The organism is Providencia lanzhouensis (assembly GCF_050469745.1).
Lineage (GTDB): Bacteria > Pseudomonadota > Gammaproteobacteria > Enterobacterales > Enterobacteriaceae > Providencia > Providencia lanzhouensis.
Window position 1 is genome coordinate 895679 of the sequence record NZ_CP174123.1, and the last position, 16262, is coordinate 911940.

A 16262-nucleotide genomic window follows, 5' to 3' on the forward strand; every position below is an offset into this window, starting at 1 on the left:
ATGTTGAATTGACGAGTTAATTAAGTTACTAAGCAAGGAAAAGCCTCACAATTAGGAATTCCTATATAGTTGAGACTTTTCTTGTCTTAAAGTTAGTAACGACTTACTTTTTTCGGGCTGATATAAATCGGGACATTATCGAGGTTTTCTTTTACGAATGACCCCTTCTTGTACTGTTGTTGCCACTAAATCCCCTTGCTGATTATAAATTTGCCCTTTAACAAAACCACGCCCGCCAGAAGCAGAAGGGCTTTCAATGGCATAAAGTAACCATTCATCGAGGCGATAAGGGCGATGGAACCACATTGAATGGTCAATCGTTGCCACTTGTAAATCGCGTTCCATAAACCCACGTCCATGAGGCTGTAATGCTGCAGGAAGGAAATTGTAATCCGATGCGTAGCCTAACAAGTAATCATGCAACTCTGGTGTATTGGGGAGTTCTCCTTTCGCCTTAAACCAAATATAGCGAAATGGTTCTTGAGGGACGCTATCAAACGGGCTATAGAACTGAATCGGGCGAAACTCGAAAGGATTAGGGCGCAGTGCATATTTTTTGACAGCATCGGGAAGCTGATCTGCGAAGCGTTGAATGATTTCATCTTGTGAAATCAATTGCTCTGGCGCGGGGACATCGGGCATTAGATTTTGATGGTTAAATCCATCTTCATGTTCTTGAAATGAGGCCGTCATAAAGAAGATCGGTTTACCATTTTGAATGGCACTAATACGGCGTGTACTAAAACTACCACCATCACGCAAAATTTCTACATCGTAGACAATCGGTTTTTGGCTATCACCTGGACGCAGAAAATAGCTATGAAATGAGGTTATGATGCGATCTTCGGGAGTGGTTTGTTTCGCTGCATACATCGCTTGTCCAACAACCTGTCCACCAAAAACTTGTGGTAAACCAAGATCTTCACTTTGCCCCCGAAAAATACCTTCTTCAATTTTTTCGAGTTTTATTAGGCTAATTAAGTTTTGTAATTCTGTGCTCATAGTTACCTTGAAGATGGTTAAAAAATATCAGATGTCGCTATTTTCCCATTAATCCACAGAAATAGGTAGGTAGTTTGTGTACGGATTAATTGACAATCGTTTTTGGTTACAATTTGAAATATAATTTCATTATTTAATTTGTATTAGATATAATTTTCTAAGTTTAGATAAACTCTAATATATCAAGAATAATCATATTAAAATGTCTAATTAAATCAAAATATTATAGGTAATTATAATGACATTCTATCGCTACATGATTAGTTCGTTGATACTTATTTTCTTAGTAGGGTGTGAAGGGAACAACGCCAATCCCCCTGAAAAAAGGGTAAAAGGGAAAAGTAATCGCGAAAATCAGCAAGTAGACATCGGTACGATTAGCGGAAATATCCTTATTGCTAAAAATAAAGGGTTATCTGAAAACGTGGATATTACAGTCACCATGGTAGATAACTCATTTGTTGAGTTGCCAGCGCTGATATTATCTCAAAAGCACTATACTAACTTGAACAATCAAGTGACGCTTCCGTATCAGCTGACATACCACAAAAATGAAATAAGAAACCAAGCTAAAATCACGGTTAGTGCGACGTTACACGCTGATGGAAAATTAATCTATATTACAGAATCATCGACTGAAGTGATCAATAATGGCATGGTTGAAAATATTGATTTACTTTTGGTTCCTGCTAACTAGCGGCTGGTTCTTATTAGTAAGTGTTAATTCCTACCAATATTTATTGTTCATACCAATCTGTATTAAATAACCCTTCAGATTTTTGTGTAATAAAACAGCACTTGATCGCCACTTTCTTGCTATTTAGCTATCTATCAAGCATAATGCCCGTGCTTTGAAAGAAGCAATCAATGGGGGCTCTGTTGGTTCTCCCGCAACGCTAACTTGTTAACTAGGTCAGGTCCGGAAGGAAGCAGCCATAGCAGGGGTCGTGTGTGCCGGGATGTCGCTGGCAGGGCTCCCACCCAATATTAAGCCCTCTCTTAATCTCCATATCCCTGTTTCATCAATCAAATGTTCAGTAGAGATAATCATTGCCTTTTAGCTATGCTTTCTTGTTATTATCGTGCTTAGTTTACTATATTTTAATAATAAGAAATTGATTGCTATTCTTAATTGGTATTTACAATGGTTAAGTTGATATTGAAATAGCTATTATCGCATGAAATGTTAAATTAATTGGGATTAGGGAAAGGTGAAAATAAAAGGATATAAAGAGGCTGCCAGTATTCAGTGAATACTAACTAAGATAAATAAGGAATTTTCATTGAGCCGATAAAGTATTACCGGCTATAACCATTCACTATCTATGCGTGTAAATAAGTATTTATCTAACAAACTTCCAAACAGATGCTGGGATTTTATCGTAAAGTTTATTCATAGTGAGTTCGGCAAGACGATGATCAGCTGCGGAGTAAAATAACTCTAATTCATCATCAGATAACTCATACTTATTTTTTTCAATAACGCGCTCAAGTGTTTCAATAGTGGTGCATTTTCTTAAACGCATCAGATAATCGGATTTGGTCATAACGCCCTTTCTTTATGTGTCGATAACCTAAAATGTACTATAGGATAGTGAAATTAAAGGTAAATGGTGATTCTATGTCTTACTTGTCAGGCATTTTAGATCATCATCGAGCACTGCGACAAGATTTTGATTCATACTTTCCCAGTCAATGATTTCGCTGAAAGTAATTACTGGGCTGCCAAATAAATTATATGTCTCGTCAAGATACTCTTCAACAAGAGAAATAACGAGATTTTCTTTCGGATACTTGATTTTGAATCGCCAGACAAAAGCTGCAATATGCTCAACGAGCTCATTGAGGCTGATGCTTTGTGCCGAACTAAGATCATTTACCCAATGGGTGTTTGTTTTTTGTAAACTTGATATTGCGTCTCTATTCAAACTGTTACATAGATATTTTAATTCGGCTATATCATGTTTCTTGGGTGAGTATTCATCCATAATCACCTCCATGGGCGAATCTGACTTTTACTTTGCGTATTTTTGTATCAAAAATAATGTCACATCAACTAAATATAAGCATCTGTTTTCAATATAAACAAACATGGTTAGTATATTGATAAATATAAGATTATCACTAATTGAGAGAGTTTTAGGTTGTCACTAATATAAAAGTAATATTCAAATATAAACTGATTGCTCAGATTGCTTTCGCCACATCAATAATAATAGCACTTTTATTTCATAAGTCACCACCCAATAATGACTTTTTTAAGCAGGGAATCGTAAGGGGAAACTAGGAAAAATCGGGATAATTATTTTTTCTATCACACCCTAATCAAGAATGTAAATGATATTGTGCGATTTCGGCAATTAAGTGTATTTGATGATATGTTACAACTCAAATTGTGATCCAGATTGATATCGAGATTAAGGCTAATTAAATAGTTTATTTCTAATCATTGAAATTTATTTAATATAAAATCCCCTAAGGTTTAACCTTTATGGGGATTTTTGAAATATTTAATTTAAAGATATAAATTCAATGTAACACCTGGCTTTAAATCTGCCATTTTAACACCTGAGTTCCAATTCATCAGGTCGTTAAGTTTAATTCCATGACGCTTAGCAATACTGTAATAAGTATCGCCTTTTCTGACTTTGTAAGTTCCACCTTTACGATTATTGCTGGCCGGTGTCGTACCTGAAATTTTTAATGTTTGTCCTGGAACGATGTTCGCTTTAGCTGTTTTTAACCCATTTAGCTGTTGGATATTCTTAGCTGTTGTATTGAATTTTTTAGCAATGCTTGCGATAGATTCACCTTTGCGAACTTTATAACTAAAGGTTTTAGCTTGCTTTGAGTTCGCTTTTGCTGTCTGGATGTTACTCGCCGCGGCTTGCGCATAACGATTTTGTGCTACTGCGTTGCGAATATCATTTAATACGTCTTGATCCGTCAGTGAAACTTTTAGCTGCTCAGCTTTTGCTGTTGGCAACATAATATAATGTGGACCATTTGGCGACGTAACGCCTCGGGTATAACCCGAATTATAGGTTTTAATAGATTCTTCCGTTAAACCTGTTAATTCAGCTGCTTGAGTCAATGTGATTTGTTGTCCCACATCAACTTGCGTTAACCCTCTATTCTTATTACTTTTTGGTAACCTGACTTGATAGCGTTCTGGTTGTCTCAGCACTTGGCTAAGCGCAAGGATCTTTGGAACATATTGTTTGGTTTCTTTTGGTAATTGAAGAGACCAAAAATCTGTTGGTAAGCCAGCAGCTTCATTCTTTTTAATCGCGTTTTGAACGCAACCTTCACCGCAGTTATAAGCAGCAAGTGTGAGCTCCCAATCGTGACCGAACATAATATTCAGATTCTCAAGGAGATCTAAAGCCGCTTTTGTGGATGTCACAACATCACGGCGTTCATCAACCCATTGTGTCTGTTTTAGCCCATATGAACGTGCAGTAATGGGAACGATTTGCCAAAGACCTGCCGCTTGCGCGGGAGAGGTGGCTTTAGGATTATATGAACTTTCAATGACAGGAATTAAGGCTAATTCCATTGGTAAGTTACGATCATTGATTTCATCTACAATTAAGTACATGTAAGGCTCAGCTCTTACTGCCACATCATAGATAAAACTTTGTTTATTGGAGTAACTATTGGCCATTTCCCGAATTGTTGCGTTTTCGGGGATATCCATCTTCAGCTCACCACTAATATAACCCCAAAGGTCATGATCGACTTTGGAAACCTGTCTACTTGCTGCTTGGTTATGGGATGCAACAGTGTCAATTGAGTGGTTGGCTGAAGATTTTGGTTGCTTAACGGTGACTTTAGAAGTGCCTTGACAGCCCGCAAGCAAAACAATGGCGATGAGGGTCGCGATTATCTTCATTAGCTCTGTTTTTCTTTGTTTTTAATGTTTAAAAGTTGACCAGATAATACTGGCTTTAGCTGTTATTGACAATAATTATACATCAATATTCATCTTTTAATTGGCGTAATAATGTAAAAACTGCTCGTAATGATGGATTTGTCATATTAATGTTCAGTTTTTGTTGTAATTCAGGGTTATCGCACTGTAAAAAAATGTTGATATTTTTCTCTATTTTCAATGTGCTAGGTACTGTTGCTTGCTGATTATTGCGCAAAGTTCTTACTTTTTCGGAATAATTCGTAATTGTCTCATTTTCAGGCCAAATATGATGAGCAAATTGTAAATTAGACTGCGTATATTCATGTGCACAGCAGATGAGAGTATCATCAGGAAGTGCTGCGATTTTTTGAATCGATTGATACATTTGATCGGGGGTACCCTCGAAAATCCGCCCACAACCGGCTGAAAATAATGTATCACCACAAAATAGGTAAGGAGCTTGGTAAAAACCAATATGTCCAAGTGTGTGACCCGGGAGACCAATGACTTGAAAATTGAAGTCATCAATAATGACGGAATCGCCATCACATACCAGCTCTGTCGCCCCTTTAACTAAGGTTTCTTGGGGGCCAAATACGGGGAGTTTTGGATATTGAGCAATAATAGCTTTTACACCCTGAGTATGGTCGTTATGATGATGGGTGAGTAAAATTGCAACAGGGGTCAATTGGTTAGCCGTTAATATTGAGAGAACCGACTCTGACTCAGCAGGGTCAACGATGATACACTGCTGGTTGTTTGCTAGTAGCCAAATGTAATTATCATTTAACGCTGGTACTCGAATTAACTCCATAATCAACCTCGATCCGATTTTTAAGGGGAATGTTATGAAACCTGCGCGTATTGAAGAAAAGATTCAAATGCCCGCCAGTTGGTCTGATATTCCTTTTGGTGAACACTATCGCCAAGCCTTGGAAGCCCAGTTAGCGCCTTGGTGGCAAAAAATGTTTGGTTTTCACCTGCTTAAATTAGGTCATTTGAGTACAGAAATCCACACTAAAGAGTGCATGATCCCTCATCAATTCACGCTAGGTGAAGATCCTCACTTATTTGATGTTGCGGCAAATCCCGAAGCTTTGCCTTTTGCGGATAAGACAATTGATGCCTGCTTAATGCCTCATTTACTTGCTTATAGCCATGATCCACATTGGATCTTACGGGAAGTGGATCGGGTATTGATCGATGATGGTTGGCTGATTTTATCGGGATTTAACCCATTCAGCTTAGCTGGAATGGCTAAATTAGTACCGATTTTACGTAAGCAGCAGCCTTACTGTAGCCGTTTTTTCCCCTCTCTCCGGGTATTTGATTGGCTAGGGTTACTCAATTATGAGGTGCTATATCACCGAAATTGCCAAGTGTTACCTTGGATCTCATCGGAAAAACGGGTAAATAAACGTTGTGGTGGAATTGGCGTGATCAGCGTGATCGTTGCAAGAAAACGTACATATCCATTAACGCCAACGCCCTTGAAATTTAAGCAACCTAAAGTGAAAATTTCAACAGCGCTGGGTGCAACGAAAGAAATCAGTAAATCGAAGCAACTTCGTTAAATCTGAACCTGGCTATTCTTGAGTTGGTTGGTAGCCTGTATCTTCTTTTGTTGGCGCATTGGCCGCGGCGCGAGCTAATTCATCACATTTTTCATTCTCAGCATGACCAGCATGACCTTTCACCCAGCGCCAATCGATAGTATGGCGTGTAATTGCTTGGTCGAGACGCTTCCAAAGATCCACATTGACCACTGGCGATTTATCCGCCTTTTTCCATTGACGGCGTTTCCAATTGTGGATCCACTGAGTGATCCCTTGGCGTACATATTGGCTATCGGTGGTCAGAATAATATCGCAAGGTCGGGTCAGCGACTCTAAAGCAACGATTGCCGCGAGTAATTCCATGCGATTATTGGTGGTGAGGAAAAAACCATCACTGAGTGTTTTCTCATGTTGCTGATAACGAAGTACGATACCGTATCCGCCGGGTCCTGGGTTACCTAAACAAGACCCATCAGTGAAAATTTCTACCTGCTTTGTCATTTCTGTTACACTCTTCCTTATTCATCAACTTCTAGTTTGACACAAAAAAACATTATGAGCACGGCGATAACCCGACAAATTGTCCTCGATACTGAAACCACAGGTATGAACAAGCTTGGTGTTCATTATGAAGGGCACAATATCATTGAAATTGGTGCCGTAGAGGTGATTAATCGCCGCTTAACAGGGCGCAATTTTCATGTCTACATCAAACCAGACCGTCTCGTTGACCCAGAAGCTTTCGAAGTCCACGGAATCAGTGATGAATTTTTGCAAGACAAACCGGTATTTGCCGATATAGCCGATGAATTTATCGAATTTATTCGCGGTGCAGAACTCGTCATTCACAATGCACCCTTCGATATCGGATTTATGGACTACGAGTTTCGCAAGCTCAACAGAGGCATTCCTCCAACCTCAGAATTCTGTACTATTACCGACAGCTTAGTATTAGCTCGTAAGATTTTCCCCGGTAAACGTAATAACTTAGACGCCTTATGTGATAGATACCTTATCGATAACTCCAAGCGAACATTGCACGGAGCTTTACTCGATGCCGAGATCCTCTCTGACGTCTACTTAGCGATGACAGGGGGGCAGACCTCTCTTGCATTTTCAATGGAATCTGAATCCAGCAATACAGAACAGACCAATGAAATTCAACGTATTGAGCGTCCAGTAAGTGGATTAAAAATTATTTATGCTTCTGATGAAGAAATTGCAGAGCATGAAGCCCGCTTAGATATTGTGGATAAAAAAGGGGGGAAACCCTGTTTATGGCGGCAAACTGAGCAAGATGACGAAACCCTTCATTAAGGGCGACAGTTTTGTGATCTAATAAGGCTAAAAACTGCTCAACCGTACGATTTTTCAAGAAAAAGAGTTGACTGTCATATCAAGTATTCGTAATATGCTTGGCGTTCCCAGTAGGGAACTTCGGAGCGGTAGTTCAGTTGGTTAGAATACCTGCCTGTCACGCAGGGGGTCGCGGGTTCGAGTCCCGTCCGTTCCGCCAATTTATTAAGCCCTGAGTCTTACGACTCGGGGTTTTTTTTGCTTCAAAATTCCCCATTACATGACATCTCCAGCCTTTGGATGTACATGCCTCAATTCGCTCTTACACTCATTCTCACCCTTACAGGGGAAAGCTAGGTGGTTTATTACAGCCAATTCTGTTTTCTGTACTCACGGGGGGGCATATACAGTCATCAAATTATTTATAGGAACGATAATTAATCCTATTATCGATAGACGTTATTACTGAGATATTGTTATTTTCGATTATTGAAATAGGAACCATCAATGTATATTAAATTAACATTTCATTTTACGAACTAAGAATAATTCCTATGTGAATTGGGAATTATAAGGGAATATTCTTAGTTTATATTCAAATATTGAATTTAAGTGAAATTATGAAAATTAATAGATGATATATATTACTAATTATGGGCTCTGACTATTTTGAAGGCGATTAAATGATAAAGGTATTTAATTAGAATGCGATAAACTTATATTTTACACGCAGCGGGAGTATTTCGTGATAATAAGTTATTTACTCGTATTAAGGTATTTTTACCAGAATGTTAATAGGCATTAACACCGCCTATAGACCCCTCTTTTAGGATGGTTTTAACTTAGATATAAATTCTTTGTATTTATATATATATAGAATTTAAGTTTTATTTTTATCAATTTTATGGTTTTTATGCTCACGCACTATATGAGTTAGAAAAATAAATAATTTTTTAACATGTAAATTATTTCAATAAAAACAGTATATTATGAATCAATTGATAGAATAGCGACTAAAGCTGATAGCATTTCTTTGGATTGGTAAAATTCGGGGGAGTAAAATTGACGCATATCAACTTTGAACGATATAATGCTGAAGTTTTCATCATGTAACAAAATGCTTCAGGTACCCATTTAATGGGTTAAATTGAAGCAAAAATAATTATAAGCATTTTATTTTTAAGCTGGAGACTAAATGATTTCCAGCTTTAGTATTTATTCAAATCACTACGATATTTATTCTCTCTAATATTACGTAGAGGGATTTTGCTTTGCATAAATTAAACACCATAGCGTTGAAAGGATTAATATGAAAAAGATCACTAGCGTTGTAATACTATTATGTATTGCAGCATTGACGGGTTGTGTGCGTAATGAAGGATTGCACGGGTATAATAACGAAACATGGAAGAATAAGAATATTCTTAAAGAAAGCAAGGAAGTTGAAAGTAATAAAGCATTAGTCTCTTTCTATAGAATAGATAATCAAGTTGAAGGGAAAACAATTAATATATTTGTGAATAAACAGTACCTCACTTCATTAGAGCCTAATGCGACTAAACAAATTAAATTATGCTCTGGAAACAACAATTTCACTGCATATAAGACAGATGTTAGCGAGCGCTATAATACCAAATTAAACGAAATCGATAATAAGCCACTAGAGCCAGGCAAATCCTATGCATTCTTGGTTACTGAAACCAATGGAACAGTATCATTAAAACCAATGACAGAAAAAGAAGTTAATGAATTTAAAGGGAAAGTTAGCACCCAGGTTCATACTTTACCTCGTGTGGATGTAGCTCAAAGCTGCCAATAATTAACACGATTTTAAACTAAATTTAATTCAATAAATAATTGTCCGATACGAGGCAATGGATAACTATGTCTATTAAAAAAATATCAATTAAAGTTAATAATAGCAAAGAGACGATTGAGCAATATTCTGTTACTGGTGGGGAAAACGGTGCAGGACAATTAAAACAACCACTGCATATTAATGCACAAAAAGATGTAAATTATTTATTAATTGATGAAAGTACACAATTCGCACCAGAAAACATTGCGGTTAAGCGTGTTGATAAAAATCTTGTCATCGCATTTGAAGGCGGCGATGTAGAAAGTCCTGATTTAATTATCGAAAATTACTTTGCTGAGAATGGCGCCATTGGTTATCAAGAAGGCGATGCAAACCTCATTATTGGTCAATATGAAAATGGCCAATACTTCCCATACGTTCCGGAAAGTGCAGTAAAAGCAGATGCAATCAGCCAGTTAGCTGACGGTCAAGCGGCTGGACAAGCTATTGGTGGCGATGCATTACCTCCATTGTGGGCATTTAACCCATGGTGGTTAGCTGCACTGGTTCCTCTTATTGGTATTCCTGCTGTGGCAATCAGTGGCGGCGGTGGTGGTGGCGGTCACTCTAAAGTTGTCGACCATGCACCTATCGCGGGTGATGACTCTGCACATGCAAAACATAATACTCCTGTTACTATCCATGTTACTGCGAATGACAGTGATGTTGATGGCGACTTAAATCCAAACTCTATTCGTATTGTTAAAGAAGGTTCTAAAGGAACCGTGACAATCGGTAAAGATGGAAAGATTATCTATACACCAAATAAAGGTGAATATGGCGTTGATACCATCACTTATGTGGTGAAAGATCGTGCAGGTCATGAGTCGAATGTTGCTACCATCACTGTAAAAATTGACGCGGCTCCAGAAGCGAAAGACGATTCTGCAGCAACCAAAGAATCTAAACCTGTCACCATCGATATGGAAAATAACTACTCCGATAAAGACGGGGATGTTGACCATAGCTCTTTAGCGATTAAAACCAATGGTGGCAAAGGTTTCGCGAAGTTTGTTAATGGTAAGTTAGTGTACCAGCCGAATAAAGGCGAAGTGGGTACTGACACCATCACTTATACCGTGACAGATAAAAACGGCAACGTCTCTGAAGATGCGACGATCACCATCAACATCGATGCGCCACCAGTAGCGAACGACGACTCAGCTAAAGCCAACAAGGCAACGCCAGTTGAATTAGATGTTTTGGATAATGATACCGATCTCGACGGTGATATTGATCCAACGACATTAGAGGTTGTGGGTGAACCAACCAAAGGCACCGTCAAAGTTGTTGACGGTAAGCTGGTGTACACCGCGAACCCAGATGCCACGGGTCAAGATACGATTACGTATCTGGTCAAAGATAAAAATGGCAACGTGTCTAATAAAGCGACTGTGACCATTGATATCACTGAGCCGCCAGTTGCCAATGAAGATAAAGCCGATACTCGCCACAATACCCCAGTTGAAATTGATGTCACAGCGAACGATACTGACCTCGACGGTGATTTAGATAAAAACAGCGTAGTGATCACTCAGCCGGGCACCAAAGGCACCGTGACCATCGGCGAAGATGGCAAGCTGATCTATACCCCAAATCCAGGGGCAACGGGCACAGACACCATCACTTATACCGTGAAAGATAAGAACGGTAACGTCTCCAACGAAGCAACGGTGACTATTAACATTGATGCGCCACCAGTGGCAGGCAATGATGTTGCCGATACGCGCCACAATACGCCCGTTGAAATCGATATCACCGCGAACGATACCGATCTTAATGGTGATCTGGACAAAAACAGCGTAGTGATCACCCAGCCGGGCAGTAAAGGCACGGTCACCATCGGTGAAGATGGCAAGCTGATCTTCACCCCAAATCCAGGGGCAACGGGTACCGACACCATCACTTATACCGTGAAAGATAAAAACGGTAATGTCTCCAACGAAGCGACGGTAACTATCAATATCGATGCACCGCCAGTAGCAGTTGATGATACAGCGGCCACCAAAGAATCGGTGCCGGTGACCATTGACGTGTTAGCCAACGACACCGATTTAGACAAAGATATCGACCCAAGCACGCTGGTGATCAAGACCAATGGCAGCAAAGGCACCGCCACTATTGTCGACGGCAAGTTGGTTTATACCCCACATGCGGGTGAAGTGGGTACCGACACCATCACTTATACCGTGACAGATAAGAACGGTAACGTCTCCAACGAAGCGACGGTAACTATCAATATCGATGCACCGCCAGTAGCAGTTGATGATACAGCGGCCACCAAAGAATCGGTGCCGGTGACCATTGACGTGTTGGTCAATGACACCGATTTAGACAAAGATATCGACCCAAGCACGCTGGTGATCAAAACCAATGGCAGCAAAGGCACCGCTACCATCGTTGATGGCAAGTTGGTTTATACCCCGAATGCGGGTGAAGTGGGCACGGATACCATCACGTACCAAGTGTTCGATAAGAACGGTAATGTCTCCAATGAAGCGACGGTAACTATCAATATCGATGCACCACCAGTAGCAGTTGATGATACAGCGGCGACCAAAGAATCCGTGCCGGTGACCATTGACGTGTTAGCCAACGACACCGATTTAGACAAAGACATCGACCCAAGCACGCTGGTGATCAAGACCAATGGCAGCAAAGGGACGGCAACTATTGTCGACGGCAAGTTGGTTTATACCCCACATGCGGGTGAAGTGGGCACGGATACCATCACGTACCAAGTGTTTGATAAAAACGGCAACGTGTCGAATGAAGCGACGGTAACCATCAACATCGATGCGCCACCAGTAGCGAACGACGACTCAGCTAAAGCCAACAAGGCAACGCCAGTTGAATTAGATGTTTTGGATAATGATACCGATCTCGACGGTGATATTGATCCAACGACATTAGAGGTTGTGGGTGAACCAACCAAAGGCACCGTCAAAGTTGTTGACGGTAAGCTGGTGTACACCGCGAACCCAGATGCCACGGGTCAAGATACGATTACGTATCTGGTCAAAGATAAAAATGGCAACGTGTCTAATAAAGCGACTGTGACCATTGATATCACTGAGCCGCCAGTTGCCAATGAAGATAAAGCCGATACTCGCCACAATACCCCAGTTGAAATTGATGTCACAGCGAACGATACTGACCTCGACGGTGATTTAGATAAAAACAGCGTAGTGATCACTCAGCCGGGCACCAAAGGCACCGTGACCATCGGCGAAGATGGCAAGCTGATCTATACCCCAAATCCAGGGGCAACGGGCACAGACACCATCACTTATACCGTGAAAGATAAGAACGGTAACGTCTCCAACGAAGCAACGGTGACTATTAACATTGATGCGCCACCAGTGGCAGGCAATGATGTTGCCGATACGCGCCACAATACGCCCGTTGAAATCGATATCACCGCGAACGATACCGATCTTAATGGTGATCTGGACAAAAACAGCGTAGTGATCACCCAGCCGGGCAGTAAAGGCACGGTCACCATCGGTGAAGATGGCAAGCTGATCTTCACCCCAAATCCAGGGGCAACGGGCACAGACACCATCACTTATACCGTGAAAGATAAGAACGGTAACGTGTCGAATGAAGCGACGGTAACTATCAATATCGATGCACCGCCAGTGGCAGTTGATGATACAGCGGCGACCAAAGAATCGGTGCCGGTGACCATTGACGTGTTAGCCAACGACACCGATTTAGACAAAGACATCGACCCAAGTACGCTGGTGATCAAGACCAATGGCAGCAAAGGCACCGCCACTATCGTCGACGGCAAGTTGGTTTATACCCCAAATACGGGTGAAGTGGGCACGGATACCATCACGTACCAAGTGTTTGATAAAAACGGCAACGTGTCGAATGAAGCGACGGTAACTATCAATATCGATGCACCACCAGTAGCAGTTGATGATACAGCGGCGACCAAAGAATCGGTGCCGGTGACCATTGACGTGTTAGCCAACGACACCGATTTAGACAAAGACATCGACCCAAGCACGCTGGTGATCAAGACCAATGGCAGCAAAGGGACGGCAACTATTGTTGACGGCAAGTTGGTTTATACCCCAAATGCGGGTGAAGTGGGCACGGATACCATCACGTACCAAGTGTTCGATAAGAACGGTAATGTCTCCAATGAAGCGACGGTGACAGTCGATATCGACGCGGCGCCAGTGGCAGTTGATGACTCAGCAAAAGCCAACAAAGCGACACCTGTTGAGATTGATGTACTCGGTAATGATACTGACTTAGATAATGATATCGATCCAAATACGTTAGCAGTTGTTGAGCAGCCATCACAAGGCACTGTGAGTATTGTGAACGGCAAGCTGGTGTACACACCGAATGCGGATGCGAAGGGTACGGACACCATCACTTACACAGTGAAGGATGCTAACGGTAATGTTTCCAATAAAGCGACCGTGACCATTGTAATCAATGAACCCCCCGTTGCTGGTGATGACCATGGTCAAACTAAGCAAGGTGTTCCGACAATTATTGATGTGTTGATTAATGACAAAGATCCTGATGGAGAGTTGGATAAATCAACCCTGCATATTGAAAAGAATGGCAGCAAAGGTACCGCGACGTTTGATGCAGATGGCAAACTGATTTATACACCAAAACCAGGTGCTACAGGCCAAGATACCATCACTTATACCGTGAAAGATAAGGATGGCAGCATCTCAAATACAGCGACTGTCACTATTGATATTACACCAACGCAAACGACACCGACGGAAGTCTTCGAGAAAGGCTTAAGAACGGATGGAACTGCGGGTGATAAATCGCCTGTGACTGTGCATGGCGTTATTGAGTTATCTAATCCAACAGATAAACCAACAACTCCAAGCGATATTAAGATCATTGAGCCGACAACTAAGCTGACTTCAGGTGGAGAACCTATTTCATGGGAATCTACTGACAATGGTTTTGTGGGTAAAACACCAAATGGAAAAGAAGTGATTTCCGTTAAAGTGACAGATACCCCAACCGCAGATGGCAGCACAAAGGTTAATTATGAAGTTAATCTCAAAGGCCTTGTTGATCATCCAGCAGGCAAAGACTCTCTGAATATTGATTTTGGTGTGAAAAATGGCACCGATGAAGTGAAAACTGAAATCGTGGTTCATGATGATAAGCCTGAAGCCTCGAATGTTGAGTTATCAGTAGAACCACCAGTTGAAAATACCTTTTATGCTAACTTGATTATCTCGTTAGATTTGTCCAGTAGCATGGGTAGAGATGATAGTGGTATTCAAGGCGGTAACACTGCATCAGGAATGAAAACGCGATATGACGCTGCGTTAGATTCAATTGATAGCGTGTTAAGTAGTTATGAAGAGCGTCTAAACAGCGCTAATGCAGGAGAAGTGCGCGTTAGCATTAATGGTTTTGCTAAGCAAGCATCGGCAATTGGTGGGGCGCCGGGTTACCCAATGGATCAACCATACTGGTGTACCATCTCTGAGGCAAAACAAATTATTGAAGGTTTACGTGGCGCTCAAACGCTACGCCCAGACTGGCATGTTATCGGTGTAGATACTAACTATGATGCAGCATTGCAGCAGGTGATCAGTATTTTCCAAAAAACATCCAGTAGTGGCATGGAACCGATTGATGCAAAAGATATTAATGGAAAACTAGATAATACATTGTTTGTGATTACTGATGGTATTCCGAACTATGGTAACCAAAGCAATAGTCAGGATCCTGTTGCTGGAAATGGTATAGCACCAACATCACCAAATGGTTTTGTCCCAGGAAGCCCAAATACTGATATTGGTGAAGATAGCTGGAAGGCTTTCTTAACAGAAAAAGGTATTCGCTCTGTGGCTATTGGTATTGGTCAAGATATGCTCAATAGCGTGGGTGGTAAAACAGGTGAAGAGTTTATTCAGCCTATCGCTTTTGATGGTCAAAAAGGCCAAAACAACGATGCTAACGACGTTATCGTTCTGAAAGATATGAGCTCTTTAGGTAACATCCTGAGCAAATATGTCCCTAATGAAAACACCATCGAAAGTAGCTTCTCAAAAGCGAATGATGGCAAGGAAACCCTGAGCTTCGGCGCGGATGGCATGAAATCTATCAGCATTGAAGTGGATGGCCACACTTACAAATACGATCCAAAAACCAAGGGAATCACGTCGGATAACCTTGATAAGAGCATGTGGGTTGATTTTGGTCAGGGTGAATTAGCCGTTAAAACCGATGCGGGCGGTTTACTCTCTATCTCTTTAGGTGAGAAAAACTTTGGTCACTTAACCTATCGTCCGGGGGCTACACGCCCAACGGGAATGGAGAAAGAGACCTTTACGCTGACGTTAACCGATAACGACGGTACCAACGGTAAGTCATCAATTTCAGTGGATATCAGTAAGTTAAAAGAGTCAGGTAACACAGGCTTGAATGATACTGATTTAACAGCCCTGAAACTATTCTCACCAGAAAGTGCAATGGAGTTACATGGAGTAGACACCGATGTCAATGCAACATCAAGTCACTCTACTGGTTTCATGAACTCATCGTTAGATGCGTTACAAGAAACTCAGAGCGCCATTATTTAAGGCTAATGATTGAGGGTTACCATGGGTAGCCCTCAATATTTTAT

Annotated in this window: 11 protein-coding genes, 1 tRNA gene and 1 other RNA gene; 7 read left to right on the forward strand and 6 right to left on the reverse strand. The window is 41.0% G+C overall.

Annotated elements, in window-relative coordinates:
• Positions 1-135 precede the first annotated feature (135 nt).
• Positions 136-1002: an acyl-CoA thioesterase II gene (gene tesB / locus ACIH2S_RS04035; RefSeq protein WP_272534906.1), complete on the reverse strand. Its 867-nt coding sequence runs from the start codon at positions 1000-1002 to the stop codon at positions 136-138.
• Positions 1003-1240: 238 nt separating this feature from the next.
• On the opposite strand from tesB, the gene ACIH2S_RS04040 reads away from it, so the two are divergent.
• Both ACIH2S_RS04040 and ffs read left to right on the forward strand, forming a co-directional pair.
• Entirely contained in the window at positions 1241-1699 is a 459-nt protein-coding gene (locus ACIH2S_RS04040; protein WP_036953939.1) for a YbaY family lipoprotein, read from the forward strand.
• A gap of 180 nt (positions 1700-1879) precedes the next feature.
• Positions 1880-1976, forward strand: an RNA gene (gene ffs, locus ACIH2S_RS04045) — signal recognition particle sRNA small type.
• 369 nt (positions 1977-2345) lie between these two features.
• Here ffs and ACIH2S_RS04050 read toward each other — a convergent pair.
• From ACIH2S_RS04050 to gloB, 4 genes are all read right to left on the reverse strand, one after another.
• Positions 2346-2549, reverse strand: a complete 204-nt coding sequence (locus tag ACIH2S_RS04050; protein WP_004905417.1) for an HHA domain-containing protein — start codon at positions 2547-2549, stop codon at positions 2346-2348.
• Positions 2550-2621: 72 nt separating this feature from the next.
• Complete coding sequence (gene tomB, locus ACIH2S_RS04055; protein WP_036953942.1) at positions 2622-2990, reverse strand: Hha toxicity modulator TomB; 369 nt, start codon at positions 2988-2990, stop codon at positions 2622-2624.
• 527 nt (positions 2991-3517) lie between these two features.
• The gene (gene mltD, locus ACIH2S_RS04060; protein ID WP_430248150.1) at positions 3518-4897 is read right to left on the reverse strand and encodes a murein transglycosylase D; all 1380 of its coding nucleotides are present in this window, start codon (positions 4895-4897) and stop codon (positions 3518-3520) included.
• 82 nt (positions 4898-4979) lie between these two features.
• Positions 4980-5732 carry a hydroxyacylglutathione hydrolase gene (gene gloB / locus ACIH2S_RS04065; protein ID WP_036953947.1) on the reverse strand — a complete coding sequence of 251 codons (753 nt, stop codon included), beginning with the start codon at positions 5730-5732 and terminating at the stop codon, positions 4980-4982.
• A gap of 34 nt (positions 5733-5766) precedes the next feature.
• Here gloB and ACIH2S_RS04070 point away from each other — a divergent pair, with 34 nt between their 5' ends.
• Complete coding sequence (locus ACIH2S_RS04070) at positions 5767-6492, forward strand: class I SAM-dependent methyltransferase (protein ID WP_108479261.1); 726 nt, start codon at positions 5767-5769, stop codon at positions 6490-6492.
• Between the two features lie 12 nt (positions 6493-6504).
• Here the strand turns inward: ACIH2S_RS04070 and rnhA are convergent, their stop codons facing one another.
• Positions 6505-6975: a ribonuclease HI gene (rnhA, locus tag ACIH2S_RS04075; RefSeq protein ID WP_036953952.1), complete on the reverse strand. Its 471-nt coding sequence runs from the start codon at positions 6973-6975 to the stop codon at positions 6505-6507.
• 54 nt (positions 6976-7029) lie between these two features.
• On the opposite strand from rnhA, the gene dnaQ reads away from it, so the two are divergent.
• The 4 genes from dnaQ to ACIH2S_RS04095 all read left to right on the forward strand — a co-directional run bounded on the left by dnaQ (position 7030) and on the right by ACIH2S_RS04095 (position 16218).
• Positions 7030-7791: a DNA polymerase III subunit epsilon gene (dnaQ, locus tag ACIH2S_RS04080; protein WP_036953954.1), complete on the forward strand. Its 762-nt coding sequence runs from the start codon at positions 7030-7032 to the stop codon at positions 7789-7791.
• 122 nt (positions 7792-7913) lie between these two features.
• Positions 7914-7990, forward strand: a tRNA-Asp gene (locus ACIH2S_RS04085).
• Positions 7991-9079: 1089 nt separating this feature from the next.
• The gene (locus tag ACIH2S_RS04090) at positions 9080-9589 is read left to right on the forward strand and encodes an OmpA family protein (RefSeq protein WP_036953956.1); all 510 of its coding nucleotides are present in this window, start codon (positions 9080-9082) and stop codon (positions 9587-9589) included.
• A gap of 65 nt (positions 9590-9654) precedes the next feature.
• Positions 9655-16218, forward strand: coding sequence for an Ig-like domain-containing protein (locus ACIH2S_RS04095; protein WP_430248152.1), 6564 nt, complete (start codon positions 9655-9657; stop codon positions 16216-16218).
• Positions 16219-16262 lie beyond the last annotated feature (44 nt).

Excerpts from the sequence above, each read along its gene's own strand:
- mltD (WP_430248150.1), bottom strand. The coding sequence starts at position 4,897 with ATGAAGATAATCGCGACCCTCATCGCCATTGTTTTGCTTGCGGGCTGT.
- ACIH2S_RS04040 (WP_036953939.1), top strand. The coding sequence starts at position 1,241 with ATGACATTCTATCGCTACATGATTAGTTCGTTGATACTTATTTTCTTA.
- rnhA (WP_036953952.1), bottom strand. The coding sequence starts at position 6,975 with ATGACAAAGCAGGTAGAAATTTTCACTGATGGGTCTTGTTTAGGTAAC.
- gloB (WP_036953947.1), bottom strand. The coding sequence starts at position 5,732 with ATGGAGTTAATTCGAGTACCAGCGTTAAATGATAATTACATTTGGCTA.
- ACIH2S_RS04090 (WP_036953956.1), top strand. The coding sequence starts at position 9,080 with ATGAAAAAGATCACTAGCGTTGTAATACTATTATGTATTGCAGCATTG.
- ACIH2S_RS04070 (WP_108479261.1), top strand. The coding sequence starts at position 5,767 with ATGAAACCTGCGCGTATTGAAGAAAAGATTCAAATGCCCGCCAGTTGG.
- ACIH2S_RS04050 (WP_004905417.1), bottom strand. The coding sequence starts at position 2,549 with ATGACCAAATCCGATTATCTGATGCGTTTAAGAAAATGCACCACTATT.
- ACIH2S_RS04095 (WP_430248152.1), top strand. The coding sequence starts at position 9,655 with ATGTCTATTAAAAAAATATCAATTAAAGTTAATAATAGCAAAGAGACG.
- tomB (WP_036953942.1), bottom strand. The coding sequence starts at position 2,990 with ATGGATGAATACTCACCCAAGAAACATGATATAGCCGAATTAAAATAT.
- tesB (WP_272534906.1), bottom strand. The coding sequence starts at position 1,002 with ATGAGCACAGAATTACAAAACTTAATTAGCCTAATAAAACTCGAAAAA.
- dnaQ (WP_036953954.1), top strand. The coding sequence starts at position 7,030 with ATGAGCACGGCGATAACCCGACAAATTGTCCTCGATACTGAAACCACA.